We start from the raw sequence: 19,057 nt of genomic DNA, 5'->3' as shown, positions 1-19,057 counted from the left end.
AGTGGTAAAAGATACTAAAAATCATGACAAAAGTCTACTATTCATATAAAATCAAAGTAAATAAGGAAGGAGGGCATATAAAAAAGACATAACAACACGAAACATCACTTATTTGGAGAGCATTTATAATAAAGATTAAATAAAGAAACGGAGAGATGACTAATGAAATTCAGAATAATTATGATTGCAATCGCAGCTTCCTTTATATTAGTTGCGTGTAATAACACAAGTACGAATGAAGAAAGTAAAAACGAAAGCCAAGGAACCGTGGATATTAAGCAATTAGTACATGACTATAGTGTTGGAAATAAAGAAGCCGATTCCGCGTCGATTACATCAAAACACTTAATCATTACTGACGGTGATCAGGAGGAAACCGTTCTTGATTTACCTAAAGATGAATTTTTTGTTTCCATTGCGCCTTTTGTTAATGAAACACATCCATGTACGAATCATAGTTTAACAGGCTGTCAGGGAGAAATGGTCGAACAAACATTTGATGTCTATATTGAAGATTTAGATGGCAAAGTCGTCATTGACGAAACGATGCAATCCCTAAAAAATGGATTTATTGATTTATGGCTACCACGCGATCAAACATTTCGTGTCAAAATAACACATGAAGGAAAAGAAGTTGAGTCGGAAATTTCCACTTTTGAAAACGACGGAACATGTGTTACAACCATGCAGCTATCGTAGATTCACTTATTTGTATATGTTCGACCATCTGGCAACCATCTTGTCAGAGCATCCAAAAATCCACTAGAATTAGCAAATGCGGAGAAATACGTTTCAGTTTCTCCGTATTTTGCTTTATAAAAAGATAATTATATGGCATTTGCACAATTCTAATTGTTTGCGAAACTGTTAGAAATAACGAGCGTCGTTCAAGGTTATATAAGTCCGCTCTGGAACATCTAATTATAGCTCTTTGAACACCCAAAGCGATGTAACTTTACTCTGAAACAGCTAGTTACATCACTTTGAATGACTCAACGTCATATAAGTTGAGTAATGATGCCTCAATTGCATACTTGAAATCTTTCATGCTAGTCAAGTCGTCAAGTCCTGTACCCCCCAAATTCCATCGTATTAACCATTCAATACCACATCCCACACCTGAATTACATATTTCTGTACCGTTCATGTGGAAGTTAAGACAGATTGAATTATTATTATTAAAACAACAAAGACTAAGTGATAAATCAATTAGAAAGATGGTGTTACAAATGGATATCGAAATGAACTATGGTACTGATTATAAATATATACCTGCACTCTCAATTAGAAGCGGGACAGGAATAGAGGTATTGCCTGATTTATACCAGCACACCATTCAAATAGTAAATATCTTCTTATATGGTCATCCTAAAACAGATGATTTTGTCTTAATAGATGCCGGTATGCCCCATTCAGCTCAAAAAATCATATCTGTAATTCAGGAACGTTTTGGAGAAAACAAGAATCCAAAGGCAATTATTTTAACACATGGTCATTTTGATCATGTCGGGGCGATTATTGAGTTAGTAAACCATTGGAATATTCCTGTCTATGCACATCCATTAGAATTACCATTCTTAACCGGTAAAGAAAGCTATCCTGAACCAGATGCGACAGTAGAAGGCGGACTGATCGCAAAAATGTCGCCCATGTTTCCGGTTGAGCCGATTCAATTAGGAAATCATGTACACCCTCTTCCAGCGGATGGTCAAATACCGTATATGCCTGATTTTCGTTGGATTCATACACCTGGCCACTCTCCTGGCCATATTTCCCTCTTTAGGGAAAACGATGGTCTCTTAATCGCTGGGGATGCATTTGTAACCGTCAGACAAGACGCACTATTTAATGTGCTTATCCAACAGAAGGAAATTAATGGACCACCAAGATATTTAACAACAGATTGGCAACAGGCTTGGGATTCTGTCAAAAAATTAGAAGCTTTAAATCCACAAATAGCTGTAACAGGGCATGGTCTTCCAATCAGCGGGGACGAACTAACGACAGATTTGGCAAAACTCGTGCTTCATTTCAGTGAAATGGCCATACCTGAGTATGGGAAGTATTTGAACTAACAATGTTTTGAAAATGTGGATTCAGTCTAAAAAAGAGCCTGCATGTGAAAATCTCATCATGCGGGCTCTTTTATCATGACAACCATTTACTAATTAAAAAAACAGTAGAAAAAACTTATAAAAAAGTTAAATAACTCATTAAAATGATATAAAATAATAAAGAGCCAAGATTAAATATAAGTGGATTTGGCTTTATCTTTGATAATAAAGCAACTCCATTAACTAAAGTATGTTCCAAAATAATAAATAAAAAATAAAATATGAATAAGGAAAATAGTGCCATTAAAGATGACATTAAAGGCTGTCCGTGATGCCAAAAGGCTATAGCTAAAAAGAAAGCCCATAGTGACTTCAGTATACCGGCAAACGCTTCAAGCGGATTAGACAATGTTGCCATCATATATTGTCCCTGTTCATCTGAAATGATTTGGTTATCATTGTGTTTAACGATAAATGTAATATGTCCTGTTTGTAAGATTAACGAAAAAATTAACATAACTAAATAGCATGTACCGAAAACTGTTCCGATTACAAGGAGATCAACACGCAATAAATTATTTAGTGCCAGTGGTAATGGAAGCCACATCACATGCATAAAAGCCATTAATAAATGAATAAAAGCATACTCATTAAGTTGCATTAACTTCTTATATGTAAGAATAAGAATGAAATATAGTAAGATACCAATCCATCCTAAAACAATAATAGTATTTAGCATCTAAGCACCTCTTCTTCTTCTTAGAAAATTTACTTTTCACGTCATCTCATTTTTAATAAACAAAATATTTAGTTTATTTATCCTTTAGAATGATTATATTATAAGTGATCGATTCGTTTCAATTGTTTCTCTAATTTAGTACATCCCTATGCGTTTTCCAAAATCATTTTCTATAAAAAAACCCATTGACTCTTGTCATACTCGAGCCAATGGATTTTGTTCACATTATGCTTTCTTCATCCACGTTCTTTCATTCCCTATTCTTTTTGTATATCCTAACGTATCGAATAGTTCCAGTAGTGGAACTAAATTTTTACGAGTGAGTGGCAAAACTTCTCTTGCAGTTTGTAAGTTGAAATTTTGATAACGTGTATGTGCCATTAATTTATTTAATGCTTCATCAGTCGCTATTTTAGATATAAGTCGCTCGTCATCAAACACATATGCTCGATTTGTTTGCGTAAGAAACAGATAAAATTCCTTTTGTATCTGTACTGGTATATGGTGCTTGTTAAGCAGTTCATCCCATCTATCTACTTCAACACCTTGGGCAATCAAGTCCTTCTCAACTTGCTTCAATCGCTTCTCCCATTCAGGTGGTAATGACGGAGACATATGAAACAATGACACATATTGATTCGTTGTTTTAATCTTTTTCGCTTCAATTAACTTGTTGAAAACAAAGTCAACAAGCTTAAGCGGATATGTTTTTAATTCAGATACAATCTCCGCCTTATTCATACCAATACGCATCGGAAATTGCTTATGATATGTTTGTATAATCGTCGTTATTTGCTCTTGAATATATTGAACTGTTGAAGATAGCGTATAAAGGTCACTTTCCACTTCCAATAAATACGCTTTGACATCATTAAATTCCTTTTCCGATATCGCCACTTGTTTTAGAATGTCATCACGTGTTAACATTTTTTCTTTTTCTAATAGCGAGAAGATCCTGTCCTTGGCTGTTCCTTCCTTTTTATGTTTTAACGCCTCGATTGTCATTTCTCCGAAGCGATGTTTTGTTGCGTTCGGCTCAATAACCCAGCCACCACCCATTGTCTCTTTAGGTGTTGGTCTTCTTATAATAAAGCGGTCTCCTCTCGTGGTAACAACCGGCTCATTCAATTGCAATTGGCAAAGTATGTCTTCAGATTCATTCACATTGACTTCATTCCGGTCAAAAAAGATAATTTTCCCCATCACTTCTGCCGTTCCGATATGCAATTTAATCAGTTGACGCTGTTTAATTTTATACCGAATATCTTTTAATGGATGAAAGACTATATCAATTCGGTCGGAAACTGAGAAGAAGTCATCGCGAACAAGGACATCTCCTCTAGCGATGTCTTCATAAGAAACACCACCGAGATTAATCGCTGTACGCTGGCCTTTTGAAGCGGTTGTCTTTTCTTGATGATGTCTTTGAATTTGGCGGACACGTACTTCTTGACGACTTGGTAAGACGACTAATTTATCACCCTGTCTAACCGTGCCATCGTAAACCGTACCACGGACGACAACACCCTGACCTTTAACTGTAAACACTTGATCAATAGGCAGACGAAAAGAAGGCTTTGTTTTCCTTTTTTTAATATCTGTCAACTGCTCTCGTAACGCAGCTTTCAAATCTGGAATGCCCTTCATAGAAATGCTGTCGACAAAATGTATCGGCGCACTTTCTAAAAATGTGTCATTCACATGTTCCCTTATATCATCTACGACTAAATCAAGTAATTCTTGTTCAACGACATCAATTTTTGTAATGACAATACAGCCATTCTCAATACCTAATAATGTTAAAATATCTAAGTGCTCTTTTGTTTGAGGCATCACACCTTCATCGGCCGCAATCACAAGAAGAACGAGATCAATACCTGCTACACCGGCTATCATTTGCCTAATAAAGTCTTCATGTCCTGGCACATCGATAAGTGATACTTCTAATTCTTCTTCTTGAATAAACGGTGCGAAACCAGGTTCAATCGAGATATTTCTTTCTTTTTCCTCTTTTAAGCGATCTGTTTGTACACCTGTTAACGCTTCTGTTAAAGCAGTCTTCCCATGATCAATATGTCCAGCCATGCCTATTGTAAAATAATTGCTCACAAAGCCCACCTCTTGCTAAAAAAGTTAATATAGTTGTATAATAGATTCTAGTATTCATTCACGGGGTCGGATGAGGTACTGGTGTTCTCCTTGGTCTTCAAAACCAATTGGGAGGCGCGTGTCGCCTTCGGTGGGTTCGATTCCCACACGATCCCGCCAATTAAATACCTCTTATACTTCTTCTTCCATCTGTAAAAAGGCTTCAATCACGATATCTAATTCATCCCGATGTACCGTTCTAAAGTCTAAAATAACATCATCATGTTTGACGCGAACGATAATAGGAATATGATTAAATCGTAATTTCTCTGCTAGCTCTTTACTCGTATACTGCTGGTGATTGACCTTCACGACAAACGTATCAATATCCACATCAGGCATTGTCCCACCGCCTACTTTAGACTTACCACGTTCAATATGAAATGTAAATGCTGTTTCTCTTGACGATACTTTTTCTATAAATGTTTGAGCTTTTTCTAACACAGAATGATCTGGCTCTAATATATCACGAACGGTTGGAATTTCATTTTCGGCCCGTCCTTTTATATAAGACTTTAATGTGCCTTCTATTCCAGCTAATGTAAATTTATCAACCCGCAGCACCCTTGCTAGTTGATGCTTCTTCATTTTTTCAATCAGATGTTTTTTTCCTACTATAACACCTGCTTGCGGACCACCGAGTAATTTATCACCACTAAAAGAAATCACGTCGATTCCTAAATTGACCTTTTCTTGCACGGTCGGCTCTGTACCAATCTGCTGTTTCTTAAAATCAAACAATGTGCCGCTACCAAGATCCTCATATATTGGGATGTTCTTCTCCCTTGATATATTTACAAGTTCAGTTGTATCGACATCTTTTGTAAAACCAATTAACGAGAAATTACTCTTATGGACTTTCATAAGTAGGGCTGTTTCTTCTGTAATCGCACGTTCATAATCACTTGCATACGTTTTATTCGTCGTCCCTACTTCTACTAATTCGGCTCCGCTTTCCTCCATAATCTCAGAAATTCTAAATGAACCACCAATTTCAACAAGTTCCCCGCGAGAAACAATGACCTCACGACTTGAAGCGAGCGCTTTTAACACGAGATAAACAGCTGCCGCATTATTATTCACGACCATTGCCGCTTCAGCACCGGTTATTTGTTTTAAATAATCTTCAACGATATCATGCCTTGAACCACGTTTACCGGTTGATAATTGATATTCGAGAGTAGAGTAAGATGAAGCCGTATTCGAAATATGCTCAATCGCTCGTTTACTCAAACGCGCTCTTCCTAAATTTGTATGTAAAACAACACCTGTCGCATTCACGACTTTTTGTAAATTGTTCTTTTCGAACGCCTTTACCTTCTGTTCGAGCGCAGCAAAAATAAGCTCAGCTATCTTTTCTCTATTTAATGTTTGGTCTGTTATTTTATTGCTTCTTATTTTATTTCTCATGAGATCTACTTGTTCATCCAGCCATTCCGTCAGCACATCTTCTGCTATGTCTATGTTTAAAACCATTTCTGTAAAACGCGAATGTGCTTTTAATTCATGAATTGCTGGCAAATGGCGAAGAATATTCATTATGTACACCATCCAAATTCGTTTATTCGCTTTTTTCTGTTAGACAAACTATACTTTTATTATGACATATATATTTTTATTGTACAAAAAGGGGGTATCAATATGAGCGATCAAGTAAAATTAACAACACTATCTACAAAAGCAGGATGAGGCTGCAAAATCGGTCCAAGTGACCTAGCGCAAGTTTTGCGTTACTTACCTCAAGATCAAAGTGATCCAAACGTTATTGTCGGGTTAGATCATGCCGATGACGGTAGTGTGTATAAACTAACAGATGATATCGCACTTATTCAGACGGTTGACTTTTTTACCCCTGTCGTCAATGACCCTTATAAGTACGGGCAAATTGCGGCTGCCAACTCATTAAGTGATGTATATGCAATGGGAGGTACACCGAAGACGGTGTTAAATATCGTTGCCTATCCAATGCCTGATATCGGTCCTGAAATATTAGCTAAAATATTACAAGGTTCTAGTGATAAAGTGAAAGAAGCTGGCGCACAAGTTGTCGGTGGACACTCTGTTATTGATAATGAACCGAAATTCGGACTATCTGTGACAGGTATCGTTCATCCAGATAAATTTTATAGAAATACTGGTGCAAAGCCAGGAGACGTTCTTATATTAACGAAACCAATCGGCATTGGGATTCTAACAACTGCTATTAAACGCGGTGTTCTATCTGAAGATAAAACCGAACTCGTAACTGAAGTGATGTGCACATTAAATAAATATGCAGCTGAGACGTTAAAAGATTTTCACCCACATGCTGTTACAGATGTGACTGGCTTTGGGCTACTCGGACACGCTTATGAAATGGCAAAAGGTAGTCATGTCAGTTTAGTTATTGAAAATGAAAAGGTACCCGTCTTACCTGGAACGAAAGAACTCGCTGAAGAACACGTCATTCCGGGAGGCTCTTGGGAAAACCATCGTTGGCTCATTGATGTCGTTCAATACCCTGAAAACATGTCAGAAGTTGAACAAGTTATTTTATGTGATGCGATTACATCTGGTGGTTTACTCATCAGTCTACCAATAGAAGAAGCACAGCCATATATCCAACAACTGAAAAACAATCATGACATCGAAGCGAAAGTGATTGGAGAAGTCATCGAACAAAAAGAAAAAGCTATTTACGTCAAGTAAGCACTCCCTCTACACCCTTTTCATCATGCTTGATACGGATGTAGAGGGAGTCATTTATTGACCATTATTTTTTTACACCTTATAATACACATAGCCCTATATGTATTGTTTTATTGTTTTATCATATGAATATATTAGGAGCGTGATGATTATGGAAGAGAAAAAACAAGATTGTCAGCTTAATGGAGGATGAGGAATTAACAAAAAGAACCCCACACAAAGAACATTCCCTCCGATATGACCTGGGGTACTTGCTTGGCTCCTGGTAGGAGTCGTCATTTTAATTTCAAAGATTTTTTTCTAATGATGAATTGAAACATCTATCATCCATACACTGAAACATACGATGCTCTTAATATGAAAAATCATGTCATTAAGGAAAATAGAAAGGTGGCATTTACTGTGATTAAAGTGACAGATGCTGCAATGAAGCAGATTAAAGAAGAATTACAAGACTTTGAACCAGAAATGAAGGAATCTTACCTCCGCATTCATATGGGCTATGGCTGAGGTGGTCCAAGATTACAATTGGCTCTGGTAGAGTCAGTAAACCCGAATGATTCTGTTACGGAAATTGATGGTATTAAATTTGTTGTTGATAAAGGTCAAGCCGCATATTTCGAAAATACTAAATTAGATTTTGTAAAAAGTATGTTCGGTTTTGGCGAATTTCGACTCGTCAATCGTTAATTAAAGAAAAAACAGCTGCACCATTCCTTTTGGTGTGGCTCTTTTTGTATAAGTGGGACGCATAGAACGAAGATTGTTAGGGGGAATCGGTATGCAAGAGATGTATCTAAAATATATTCACTCAACAGCTATGCAAGAAAAACTATACAAACGGACACTAACAGTCGTTGTCATGTCACAAATTTTCGGCGGGGCAGGACTTGCTGCTGGAATTACCGTCGGAGCATTAATTGCTCAAGATATGCTCGGGACAACGAGTTACGCCGGACTTCCAGCTGCTTTATTTACACTCGGATCTGCTTTATCTGCTTTTCTAGTCGGTCGACTATCACAGCGTTTCGGACGGAGACAAGGGTTATCTTTAGGCTTTATTACAGGTGGAGTTGGAGCGATTGGTGTTATTCTTGCAGCTGTTATAAACAATATTTGGCTGCTCTTTTTTGCATTATTTATCTACGGAGCCGGTACATCGACGAATTTACAAGCACGATACGCCGGAGCAGATTTAGCAAGTGAAAAAAAACGTGCCACAGCAGTTAGTATTGCTATGATTTCAACAACACTCGGTGCAGTAGCAGGTCCAAACATGGTCACACCGATGGGAAAAGTTGCATCTTTAATGGGCATTCCCCCATTAGCTGGACCTTTTATATTAGCTGCAGTAGCTTATATTCTTGCAGGACTGACATTATTTATCTACTTACGCCCTGATCCATTTTTAGTTGCGAAAGCCATTGCTGAAAAACGAGAAAAACAGGCACATGACTCAGAGCATGATGTTGGCAAATTGCATGAAACGACGATTAATCGTGTAGGCATTATCACCGGTGCCCTCGTACTCGTCTTGTCACATGTCGTGATGGTTGCGATTATGACGATGACCCCTATCCATATGCAAGATCATGGAACAGGTTTGACAGCAGTCGGTATTGTCATCGGTCTACATATCGCCGCCATGTACTTACCTTCTGTTTTGACCGGTCGGTTAGTCGATAAACTTGGACGCCATGTGATGGTCTTTGCATCCGGTATAACACTTGCCATTTCCGGATTAATGGCCGCCTTCGCCCCCGGTGAATCCCTCTTTTGGATGGCATTTGCCCTGATTTTATTAGGTATCGGTTGGAACTTCGGACTCATTAGTGGAACAGCAATTATTGTTGATTCCACAAATATGCAGATTCGCGCCAAAACACAAGGTTCTGTAGATGTCTGGGTCGCCTTAGGTGGAACCGCTGGTAGTCTTCTATCAGGTGTAATCGTTTCTTACTCTAGTTATGCGATGCTCGGCTTTCTCGGTACGTATTTATCAGTTTTATTAATTGCTATTATTATTTGGGAGCGAATGAAAGATAAACGACATGTAAATGGTTAACAACTAATGAAGAGAGTCGGACATAACCCAATTAAAAAAGTGCATGAAATCAAGATTTGTAAATTTGATTTCATGCACTTTTACTTTTTAGAAATAAGCATGTATAATAGTTTTTTCCTTATGCGTGCGCCAGCCTCTCTTTTTACCAGTGTTAAAGTGACGGGGTCAGTTGAGTTACCTATCGTTTTCGGAGCCAATGTGAGGTGACTCGAGCAACCAACACAGACTTACCTATCATTGACGGCTTCAATGCGATATGATAGAAAAAAGACACGATATAAACGAACCAATCAAAAGGCGCCATTTTTAAATATTTCCCCAAAGTTATTGATCCATATACCTTTATAACAGGTATAATAAAACGGCTTTAGCTCTAAATACAGAGCAAAAGCCGTTTTTATTATTTCTACTATCATCTTAATAGTGGGTAGTTCACATTTTGTTCTAGTTTTCATTAACATCATCGATTATTTGAATAGATCTAATAGTTTTGCCCAAAACCCTTTCTCTTCCGTCTCCTTTTCTTCAACCGACTCTACTTCCTCAATTTCAATACGTTCAGTTTGTAACACGAATTGGACAACACCGATGTTCTTATTTTTGTCTGACATAAATGATACGGGTTCAAAATCAGAGAAATCATACGCTTCTAATTGCTGCTTGATTTCTGATTCCATTTGACCTGGTAAATCAGCGGTAGACTCTTGTAATGCCTTCGTACCATTATACAGTTCACCTGTCCCTTTACTTAAAGTAGAAACGCCATCTGATAATTGTTGAATGCCATCATCAAGCTTATGATAAGATGTCGTTAACGTACTTACGCCCCCTGTATAACGGACTAAGCCGTCATGGAAAGCTTGATATTCGGTTGCTAGAGTCGATAAGCCGTTCTGTAACTCTTCTAGTAAAGTCAGTTGCTCGGTGTTTTTCATAGCCTGATCTATCGCATCGGACATTGTCTTTAGTTGCTTTTCCATTTCATATATTGGATGAGATAGGTGTTTCAACGTTTCGGATACAGCATCAAACCCGTCCTTAACAGCAAGATATGTTTTTTTAGCTGTTTGAGCGGCGATATATGTTTTAACTAATTGATCTACAACTTGAGCATCTGCATCACTTTCATATAATGCCTGAATTTGCTCCTCACTAATAGACCCCTCTGGAATTTGCAACATAACCCAATCTAATTGGTTATATACTTTTCCGTAGTTTTCTTGTAGCATATCGAGTCCATTAGCTGTCTCTTTTAAACCACTAGCGATTTTTCGTAGACCTTTCGGAAGGGCTTTCATCTCACTTATGTCTGGTACATCCATATTTTCATGCATAGAGCCATTTACCATTTGTAAAATATCACGAATTTCTTTGGAACCATCAACTAATTGTTGTGAAGATTGATCGAGCTTATTAAGTCCATTCCGATAATCTTTAGACCCCTTACTTAATTCTGAAGCACCAGCATTAAGGTCAGTAATCCCTTTATTTAATTCATAAACACCATCATTCACATCTTTAATCGCATCAGATAAGGACTGCATATCACCTGTCATAGTTCCTAAATCCGGATCATCAATCGCTAAATTAGCAGGCAGTGCAGAAATATTAATCGGATCCATTTCAAAATTTGTTACATGAGTCGTTATAATAAATTCTTCTTCCTGTTCAGGTATCACTGTAAACGTGATTTGTTTATCCTTTCCGACATTTGCTTCTGTTCCCTCTGGAGCTTGGATATTGTTACATATTGATGGATCCAATGTAAGCGATATTTGCATTAAATAATTTTCAAAGAACAGAGGATTTACTTTCTTATTAGCAGATGTGGCGATTTGAATCTCAAGAAAACCACTTTGTCCTGCTAGATCTTCCGCCTCCACCTTTTTACCATCTAATAAATAGTTAATTGAAATATTCCATGGAAGTGATTGATGTTGTAATTCGCCTTGATAATAAAATTCCCCTTCATCCGCGTGAAATTGAATTTTTTCATCTTCGGTTTGCTTGATGTCCGTTAAGTCGGTCAAGTTCCGAATATCCGTATATGCCCCGTAATCATCAATCATCCCTGGTTTCGTCATATGGAACGTATTGACAACATATAGATGCTTTGTTTTACCATTTACATCTAAGTTTCCATAAATGACTTCATCTTTTGTATCGTATTCGCCGCGTTCTATTTTTCTATCCGTTTGTTCCTTCGATAAAACAGTTAACGGGAACATCGTAAATAATAAAAGGACAATTATTAAAACAGACAACCCTCGTTTTCTTCGCAAATCATCACTTCCCTTTATAAAAATTTGCTTTTCGTGTTGTTTTTTCGATCAATCGGTCAAATATGACGAGTAATGCTGGTAAAAAGAGAATCACAAGCAGAAACGCTAATAATGTTCCCCGTCCAAGTAAAAGACCAATTGACGATATAATTGGGTCGGTTGATGTTAACCATAAAATAAAGCCAACACTTGAAAGAATGGACGCAGAAACGCCAATTGAAAAAATCTTTTCGTTGATTGTTTTTATAATTGCTGCTTTAGCACTCATCTCTTTTCGGTTATTCGTATAATCCTCTGTAAATAAAATCGCATAATCAACTGTCGCAGCTAGCTGAACGATACTAATAATTAAATAACCAATATAAACAAGCGGGTCATCCGTAAAGTACGGAACAGCTAAATTAATCCATACGGAAGTTTGGATGGTTAGTATTAAAACAATTGGAATAGACAAAGAGCGAAATGTCATGAGTAAGACGAGCGCAATCATCACAACGGTTAGTCCATTCACTAGCACATTGTCTTTTTCAACGATCTTTTTCATATCATATAATGTGACACTTTCTCCCGTAGCATGGTAATCATCTTCATAAAATTTCTCCGTCATAGATTGCACATCTTCAACTAAAGCAAATGCTTCTTTTCCCTCTGCATCTGTTGTTGTATTTAAAATGAGTCGACTATAATGTTCAGAGAAAAACTGCTCTTTCACCGAATTATCCAGATATTCTGGTGGGATTGTAGCACCAATCATGTTCGTATAAGAAATCGTACTTTTCACTTGTTTGAGATTACTCAGTTCATCAACAAGCTCTGCTTCTCTAGCAAGATCACCCGTTGGTACTAATAAAACGATCGGCGTAAATTTGCCAAATGCTTCTTCAATTTCCACCACATCTTTCCCTGCTCGTGTATCCTCTGGTAACTCTCCCATTCCATATATAAAATTCGTCTTACTTTGGGCAAGAAAGGCAGGAACAACGAGGATAGCTATCATTAAAAGAACAGGCAAACGTAATTTTATAATATGTTTCCCCATTTTGTATTTACTTGGCAACCATTGTCTATGTTGTGTTTTATCAATATAGCGATAGAACATTAATGTCAATGCTGGTAAAAAGATCATCACACTTAAAAAGCTAAGTAAAATACCTTTGACGAGATTCAGACCTAAATCAGCACCAATTTCAAAATCCATTAAGGTAAGCGCCATAAATCCAAAAAATGTCGTTGAAGCACTTGCTGCAATCGCTGGGAAAGATCTTTTCATTGCCAATTGCATCGCTTTTTCTGGACTTTCAAGCCTTTTCCTATAATCATCAAAACTATGTAGTAAAAAGATAGCATAATCAAGAGAGACTGCTAACTGCAAAATAGGTGCGACCGCTTGTGATATGAAGGAAATTTCGCCGATAAAAATATTCGTTCCCATATTAATTAAAACGGAAATACCGATTGCCATTAAGAAAAATACTGGCTCAATCCAGGATCTCGTAGATAACAAAAGGATGATAATAATAATCGGTACGAGAATCGCTGCTGCATTGAACGTTTCTTGCCCAGTCGCTTTTTGGGAAATGGCTGTATTTAACGCATCCCCCGCCATCGCATTTTTCTCTCCAATAACATCATAAATCGCATCTGTCGCTTCTACTTCTTTACCTTCGTCAACATGGAAAGTAAACAAGGCATGCCCATCTTTATAATATGTTTCCACCAGATCTGTATCCATCATTTCAATCGGTATCTTTATATCCATGGCGTCATCAAGCCAAGTCAACTTAGACACGCCATCAATCGCTTCAATGCTTTCCTTATATTTAAGCGCCTCTTGGATACTAACATCTTTTATCATGACACGGGTATTGTCCACATCCCAGGCAAACTCTTCTTCCATCACATCAATAGCAATCGTTGATGGGGCGTTCTTCGGTAAATAATCAAACATACTATAATTTACTGAAACCCCGAACTGCACGACAACACTAACAAGCGCAAAAACGATAAAGACAATCACAATAGATTTTTTATATTTTAAAATTCGCGTCGTTAAATCGATGACGGCCACCCTCTCTATACAGAAACTAAATCATCATATATATTTTGTCGTATGAAAAATATTTGTTTATCATGTTTATTTTACTGTCATCAACTATGAAATTCAAAGAACCTCGCTTTTATTATTTATATGCAAAAAAATAACGCTCAAGACGAGAGCATTATTTTACAATAAGTATTTTATTAAGGAGCTAACATTGTTGCTACCTACACGCATACTAGCATAGCTTTTATACTTTATGTTGCAAGAATAAAGAATAACAATAACTGCCATTCTTTATTTTAAACTCAACATCATATCCTAACTGTTTTTCTTGCCTTTGGCTTGGTAAAGTAGGATGAGCCGCTAATAATCCTCTATATTTATTAAAAATTCTGTATTAAAACAAAATTCGTAAGTTCGTTCACTAAAAGCACAAACTGCCATTTTTATTATCACTCCTTATAAAAAGAACCCTAGCATTATCATAGCTAGAGTTCCTTTTAAATAATTCAATATTAACGTAATAGCTGTAATACTCCCTGTGGTGTTTGGTTAGCTTGAGCTAACATTGCTTGTGCCGCTTGAGTTAAGATGTTGTTCTTAGTGAACTCCATCATTTCTTTCGCCATCGTGCGAACATTTACTTTCATAAATGACTAGACTATATCTTCACCCTCTAGATTTCTAGTAGGGGTCGGGCACTTCGGATTCCAAGGAAATTAGCGGCTTCCTTGTTCACCTATGGATTTCATCATCATAAGCTTTGCTTTTAGATGGTCTATCCTAGTCGTTGAACCTTCGCCAGGCTTTCGCCCCAGGCGCTTGGCTGCTGATCGCCCAATCTCGTCTTTTTTCAAACCGTCACGTTTGTCGTTTCCGACTCCGTTGTGGTAAGACAAGCTCTAAGGGGTTTCCAGCAATTCACCCGATGATCATCACTAACCGTTACCAGTTAGGACGACTATACCTCACTCTGCTTTAAGCAGCTTCGGTATGATCAACGTCACGAATACGTGATTCTGCAGCTGTTAAGTTCTCAGCTGAAGTACCTAGATTGTTAATTGTGTGCTCTAAACGGTTTTGAGTAGCACCTAATTTAGCACGTTCTGAAGATACTTTATCAATTGCTGTTTGAATTGTTGTAATAGCTGCATCCGCATCTGTTTGATTTGAAATATCTAGACCATCGACACCTAATTCGGTAGCGGACATATCACCAATAGTTAATGTAATGTTTTGTCCTTCATTTGATCCAATATGAAATGTAAATCCTTCTGTAATAGAACCATCAAGTAATTTTTGAGTATTAAACTCTGTGTCTGATGAAATTCGATCTATTTCAGTAATCAACTCAGCAAGCTCCTTTTGAAGCTCTGCACGATCTGTATCAGTATTAGTATCGTTTGCTGACTGAACAGCCAATTCACGCATTCTTTGTAATATAGCGTGCGTTTCATTTAATGCGCCTTCTGCTGTTTGAATTAAAGAAATTCCATCTTGAGCGTTTTTAGACGCCATTTCTAATCCACGAATTTGTCCTCTCATTTTTTCAGAAATGGCAAGACCTGCTGCGTCATCTCCTGCACGGTTAATCTTTAGTCCTGAAGACAGTTTTTCAAGTGATTTTTGCACCGCAACCGTATTAGTGTTCAATTGACGATGTGTGTTTAGTGCTGAAATGTTGTGATTAATTCTCATCTAAATGACCTCCATGTTATATTGTTTTGGGTCACGTCCTTGTGTCCCATTTTGAACATGATTTCCCATGTTCATTATTTATATCGGCTGCTTTAGAAAATGTTTAAGCTTTTTTTATCGATTTTTTATTTTTATTATATATATATACGCATCACTTGATAACTAAGAAAAAGTTATCATATTTATAAAAGAGATTGTACAACCTTTTCATGCTCATTGACGACTATTATTAATAATCAACGAGAGATTAACTAATATTTTTTCATAGTTTCACATTATCTTAATATAAAACATCCTAACCGGTTTTGTGATAAGAGGCTTCATATCTATCTCAATTAATATCCACTGTGTTATTAGGTAAGAATCTGGCCATAAGGGATTCTTAACTCATATTAAATAACCCCTTGTTGTCATTATCTAAGCAAGAAGGGGTTATTGGATAATTTTTAAACATAAATTAAAATCCCTTTATCCGGTGGGGGGGAAAGCCTACCGCTAGGCAAGACGACTGTGTGCTTTGATTTTTTACAATAGTTCTCCTTGGATTATTTGTTAAAAGTGGGAGTAGGCACCTATCCAAGGACTACTCCCTATTATGCTGATAAATACCCTTTATATTATAGGAGGGTAAATTACGAAATTTTAATCTACTATTGAATTTATTAATTTCACTGATAACAAAATGGAAATAAAGATTAAAATAGGAATGACTAACAGTAAAATTAAAATATCTGTTAATATGTTCCAAGGAATTACATTTATATTGATTAATAATCTTAACAAACTGAAAAGCAAAGTGAAAATTACTATGAAGCTTAATATTTTCGCAATATTCCTTTTCATATTATATCTCCCGACGATGAATTTTGTAAAAAGCAGCTATTGACAAAGCTGTATTGCCCAAGCATCGAGCGCATTTATGCAGGATAAATATTTTATCTGTATATTTACTTTAATTTTTTATCCATTCAATAATAATATTCTGTTACCCGAACTAACCAAAGATTGATTATTTTTTATTTTAAAAATTTATCAATTTTAGGAGCCTTACCATTATTATCTAGACCATATTTAATATAATCTAAAGTTTCAAATGGACCATCTGAATGTTCTTTGACAATTTCAAATTTAAACGCTACTTTTTCTCCTACTGTAAATTCAGATGTCAAGTCTCCATTGAATGGCCATTCTGTGATAGTACCACCGAACTCTTCAAAACCAAAAAAAGTTTCATCTAGGTCCTTATCATACCTAATTAATTTTATTTCATCTTCTAGAGTAATTTTATCTCCAATAGAAAGTCCCTTAAAGTTTCGTACTAATACTCCAAGTTCAGTATCAAATGCACGATTCTGTAATGAGCTTAGCGTAAAAGTTTTTTCATCTTTGAAAGCAGTATTATTAGCTAGATGTGACTTTGAAGGCAATACATAAAAACCGCCCTCTATCTGCATTGCTTTATATTCTTTATTTGTCTCTAAGTTAGTAATAGTGGTGACATCTCCATCTTTTAGCTCAGCGGCTGTTTCTGCTCCTGTTGGAATAGGGCATGGTGGTATACTGCACGATCCAGTCCAATGAAATAATCTTAACCAAATATCCCACGATTGTTTACTGCGTTGCGCGTACTTTACAGTGTATGTTCCATTACGACCGCCTTTATAGTATGTGTGCTGATTATGTGTAACAGACCGTGATCGAACGTCTGTGTTTGAGGGATTAGTAATAATTACTGATATTTTAGAAGCCCAGTTAACCACTGAAGTTTGAGGCCATGTATCTATCTCATGATCACGGTGTTGAACGCTAACTGTATGCCTAGTTGAAGTTCCATAATTTCCCGAATTAAAACTAATAGTACCAGAGCTTATTGTGTCCCAATTTGGCCCAACTTGTCTCGTAGGTTGCCTCTGATAAATAAAGTTTCCAACTTTGTTAGATATCCACCATACAAGTTTTGTCCAATTCCGTTAGTAATTAATATCATAACCATCATCAGAATACTCTTCGTCTGTTTGCAGTGATAGTACCTTTTGAGGGATATTACTCGCATTTATTGTATCTACATTAAATAATAGTTGAATAAATAACATGATGCCCATTAAAAATAAAATCGTTACTTTTTTCATAGTTTTCTCTCCTATTATAAATTGAATATCTTTAAACTGAATTTTGTCTAAAGATTTTCTAAGTATGAGTCTTTCTTCCCTTAAACCTCCTTTTATGATAAAATTATCTTTACTTCTCCTAAAAGTCAATTTATATTGAAAATTAATTCAATAGGGAAAACTTAGTTGTAAATTTGAACAACAAAATTATAGTTTTTCTTTTTTCCAAAAGGGAGGGTATCTTCAATATAATTTTACCTTAAACTGCTGAAAGACAAAGATGAAATATTAGACACTGTATTTTCTAGCAATTACAGGGATCTATTACATATCGCAAAAATATACCTTGTGCATTAAATTGTCATTAAAAATACATAAGAATTGCACCTCAAAATGCAGTACTTATTATACTCAAATAAAACAGCATAGTTCACAAAAGACTATGCTGTTTCGTATTATTTTTACCTTGTGTACCAACCAAAGCACCCATTGTAACCGTCAAGTAAAATTGAACACTTGGAGGTGTGGATGTTTTCTTGGACCATTCATTTGATTACATTATTTCACAAGAATACCCTAACTTTTACTGGTCATTAATAACTAGCATATTAAATTCATCAAATCCCCAATCTTCTCCATAAATTTTATAATAATTTAGGTTGGGAGGAAACAGACCACGGATATGTAGGGACAGATAATTTTTGGGGAATAACATCACCATTGTCTTTATTGGTTTTGTTTCAAATCCTTCGAATAGCCTATAATTCGCGATGTGAAATCAGAGGCAATCCAGATAACAACCACACTTTCCTTTATTGATTCAAGAAGACGTTTAATCTCTGTGAAGGGTTCATTATTCAAATGTTTGGTATGGGAAAATATTTCCTTAAAGGATACATGAAATAGACATGGATGTTCACATATATTCGACCGCTTAATTATGTAGATTGTGAATTTATAATGAGCTCTACAAAAGGAAAAAGTGTTGAAAGTAAGTTTGAAGGAAAGAAATGAAAAGAAAAAGAGAACGCCTATTGGGCAACAATGGCTCTACAATAAATAGTGTTGGTGAAGGAAAAAACACATTCGTTAAATGAATCATTTATTTAACGAATGTGTCAAAATTCACTCACACTATATTTTATCTAAAAAATAGAAAACAAGTGAGTTTCCCTGTAGAATTAAAGTCGACGAAAACCAAATTCAGGAGGGAATTCACTTGTCTATTCTTAAT

General features: G+C 36.3%; 14 protein-coding genes, 1 tRNA gene and 1 pseudogene. 7 read left to right on the top strand and 9 right to left on the bottom strand.

From position 1 onward, the window contains the following. The first annotated feature begins 162 nt into the window (after window positions 1-162). Both HNQ35_RS10020 and HNQ35_RS10015 read left to right on the top strand, forming a co-directional pair. The gene (locus HNQ35_RS10020; protein WP_146938065.1) at window positions 163-699 is read left to right on the top strand and encodes a CueP family metal-binding protein; all 537 of its coding nucleotides are present in this window, start codon (window positions 163-165) and stop codon (window positions 697-699) included. 530 nt (window positions 700-1,229) lie between these two features. Further along, a complete protein-coding gene (locus HNQ35_RS10015) occupies window positions 1,230-2,075 on the top strand; it encodes an MBL fold metallo-hydrolase (RefSeq protein WP_146938077.1) in 846 nt (281 codons plus the stop codon). Between the two features lie 115 nt (window positions 2,076-2,190). Here the strand turns inward: HNQ35_RS10015 and HNQ35_RS10010 are convergent, their stop codons facing one another. Both HNQ35_RS10010 and selB read right to left on the bottom strand, forming a co-directional pair. Then, entirely contained in the window at window positions 2,191-2,793 is a 603-nt protein-coding gene (locus HNQ35_RS10010) for a hypothetical protein (protein ID WP_146938066.1), read from the bottom strand. Between the two features lie 225 nt (window positions 2,794-3,018). Next, complete coding sequence (gene selB, locus HNQ35_RS10005) at window positions 3,019-4,902, bottom strand: selenocysteine-specific translation elongation factor (RefSeq protein ID WP_246118085.1); 1,884 nt, start codon at window positions 4,900-4,902, stop codon at window positions 3,019-3,021. A gap of 62 nt (window positions 4,903-4,964) precedes the next feature. On the opposite strand from selB, the gene HNQ35_RS10000 reads away from it, so the two are divergent. Next, a tRNA-Sec gene (locus HNQ35_RS10000) sits at window positions 4,965-5,061 on the top strand. Between the two features lie 12 nt (window positions 5,062-5,073). Here HNQ35_RS10000 and selA read toward each other — a convergent pair. After that, the gene (selA, locus tag HNQ35_RS09995; protein WP_260173523.1) at window positions 5,074-6,480 is read right to left on the bottom strand and encodes an L-seryl-tRNA(Sec) selenium transferase; all 1,407 of its coding nucleotides are present in this window, start codon (window positions 6,478-6,480) and stop codon (window positions 5,074-5,076) included. A gap of 102 nt (window positions 6,481-6,582) precedes the next feature. On the opposite strand from selA, the gene selD reads away from it, so the two are divergent. From selD to HNQ35_RS09975, 4 genes are all read left to right on the top strand, one after another. Next, complete coding sequence (gene selD, locus HNQ35_RS09990) at window positions 6,583-7,629, top strand: selenide, water dikinase SelD (protein ID WP_174771673.1); 1,047 nt, start codon at window positions 6,583-6,585, stop codon at window positions 7,627-7,629. A gap of 357 nt (window positions 7,630-7,986) precedes the next feature. Beyond that, window positions 7,987-8,139 (top strand): hypothetical protein, encoded by a 153-nt coding sequence (locus HNQ35_RS09985; protein ID WP_170226682.1) that lies wholly within the window; start codon window positions 7,987-7,989, stop codon window positions 8,137-8,139. A gap of 18 nt (window positions 8,140-8,157) precedes the next feature. After that, window positions 8,158-8,319, top strand: coding sequence for a hypothetical protein (locus HNQ35_RS09980; RefSeq protein WP_146938067.1), 162 nt, complete (start codon window positions 8,158-8,160; stop codon window positions 8,317-8,319). Window positions 8,320-8,410: 91 nt separating this feature from the next. Further along, the gene (locus HNQ35_RS09975; protein ID WP_146938068.1) at window positions 8,411-9,694 is read left to right on the top strand and encodes an MFS transporter; all 1,284 of its coding nucleotides are present in this window, start codon (window positions 8,411-8,413) and stop codon (window positions 9,692-9,694) included. A 467-nt stretch (window positions 9,695-10,161) separates the two neighbouring features. On the opposite strand, the gene HNQ35_RS09970 is transcribed toward HNQ35_RS09975, so the two are convergent. The 6 genes and pseudogenes from HNQ35_RS09970 to HNQ35_RS09945 all read right to left on the bottom strand — a co-directional run bounded on the left by HNQ35_RS09970 (window position 10,162) and on the right by HNQ35_RS09945 (window position 17,844). Beyond that, window positions 10,162-11,976: a YhgE/Pip domain-containing protein gene (locus HNQ35_RS09970; RefSeq protein WP_146938069.1), complete on the bottom strand. Its 1,815-nt coding sequence runs from the start codon at window positions 11,974-11,976 to the stop codon at window positions 10,162-10,164. Between the two features lie 4 nt (window positions 11,977-11,980). After that, window positions 11,981-13,924: an efflux RND transporter permease subunit gene (locus HNQ35_RS09965; RefSeq protein WP_221261480.1), complete on the bottom strand. Its 1,944-nt coding sequence runs from the start codon at window positions 13,922-13,924 to the stop codon at window positions 11,981-11,983. Between the two features lie 608 nt (window positions 13,925-14,532). Then, window positions 14,533-14,646 (bottom strand): annotated as a pseudogene (locus HNQ35_RS09960) (flagellin); the annotation flags it as partial. Between the two features lie 349 nt (window positions 14,647-14,995). Then, a complete protein-coding gene (locus HNQ35_RS09955; protein ID WP_146938071.1) occupies window positions 14,996-15,715 on the bottom strand; it encodes a flagellin N-terminal helical domain-containing protein in 720 nt (239 codons plus the stop codon). A 1,016-nt stretch (window positions 15,716-16,731) separates the two neighbouring features. Further along, a complete protein-coding gene (locus HNQ35_RS09950; RefSeq protein ID WP_146938072.1) occupies window positions 16,732-17,475 on the bottom strand; it encodes a hypothetical protein in 744 nt (247 codons plus the stop codon). A gap of 210 nt (window positions 17,476-17,685) precedes the next feature. Continuing rightward, a complete protein-coding gene (locus HNQ35_RS09945) occupies window positions 17,686-17,844 on the bottom strand; it encodes a hypothetical protein (protein ID WP_170226684.1) in 159 nt (52 codons plus the stop codon). Window positions 17,845-19,057: the final 1,213 nt, after the last annotated feature.

It is taken from the genome of Cerasibacillus quisquiliarum, assembly GCF_014202495.1.
GTDB lineage: Bacteria > Bacillota > Bacilli > Bacillales > Amphibacillaceae > Cerasibacillus > Cerasibacillus quisquiliarum.
The sequence above is the reverse complement of the archived record's forward strand: the minus strand, read 5'-3'. Positions and strand labels throughout refer to the sequence as shown.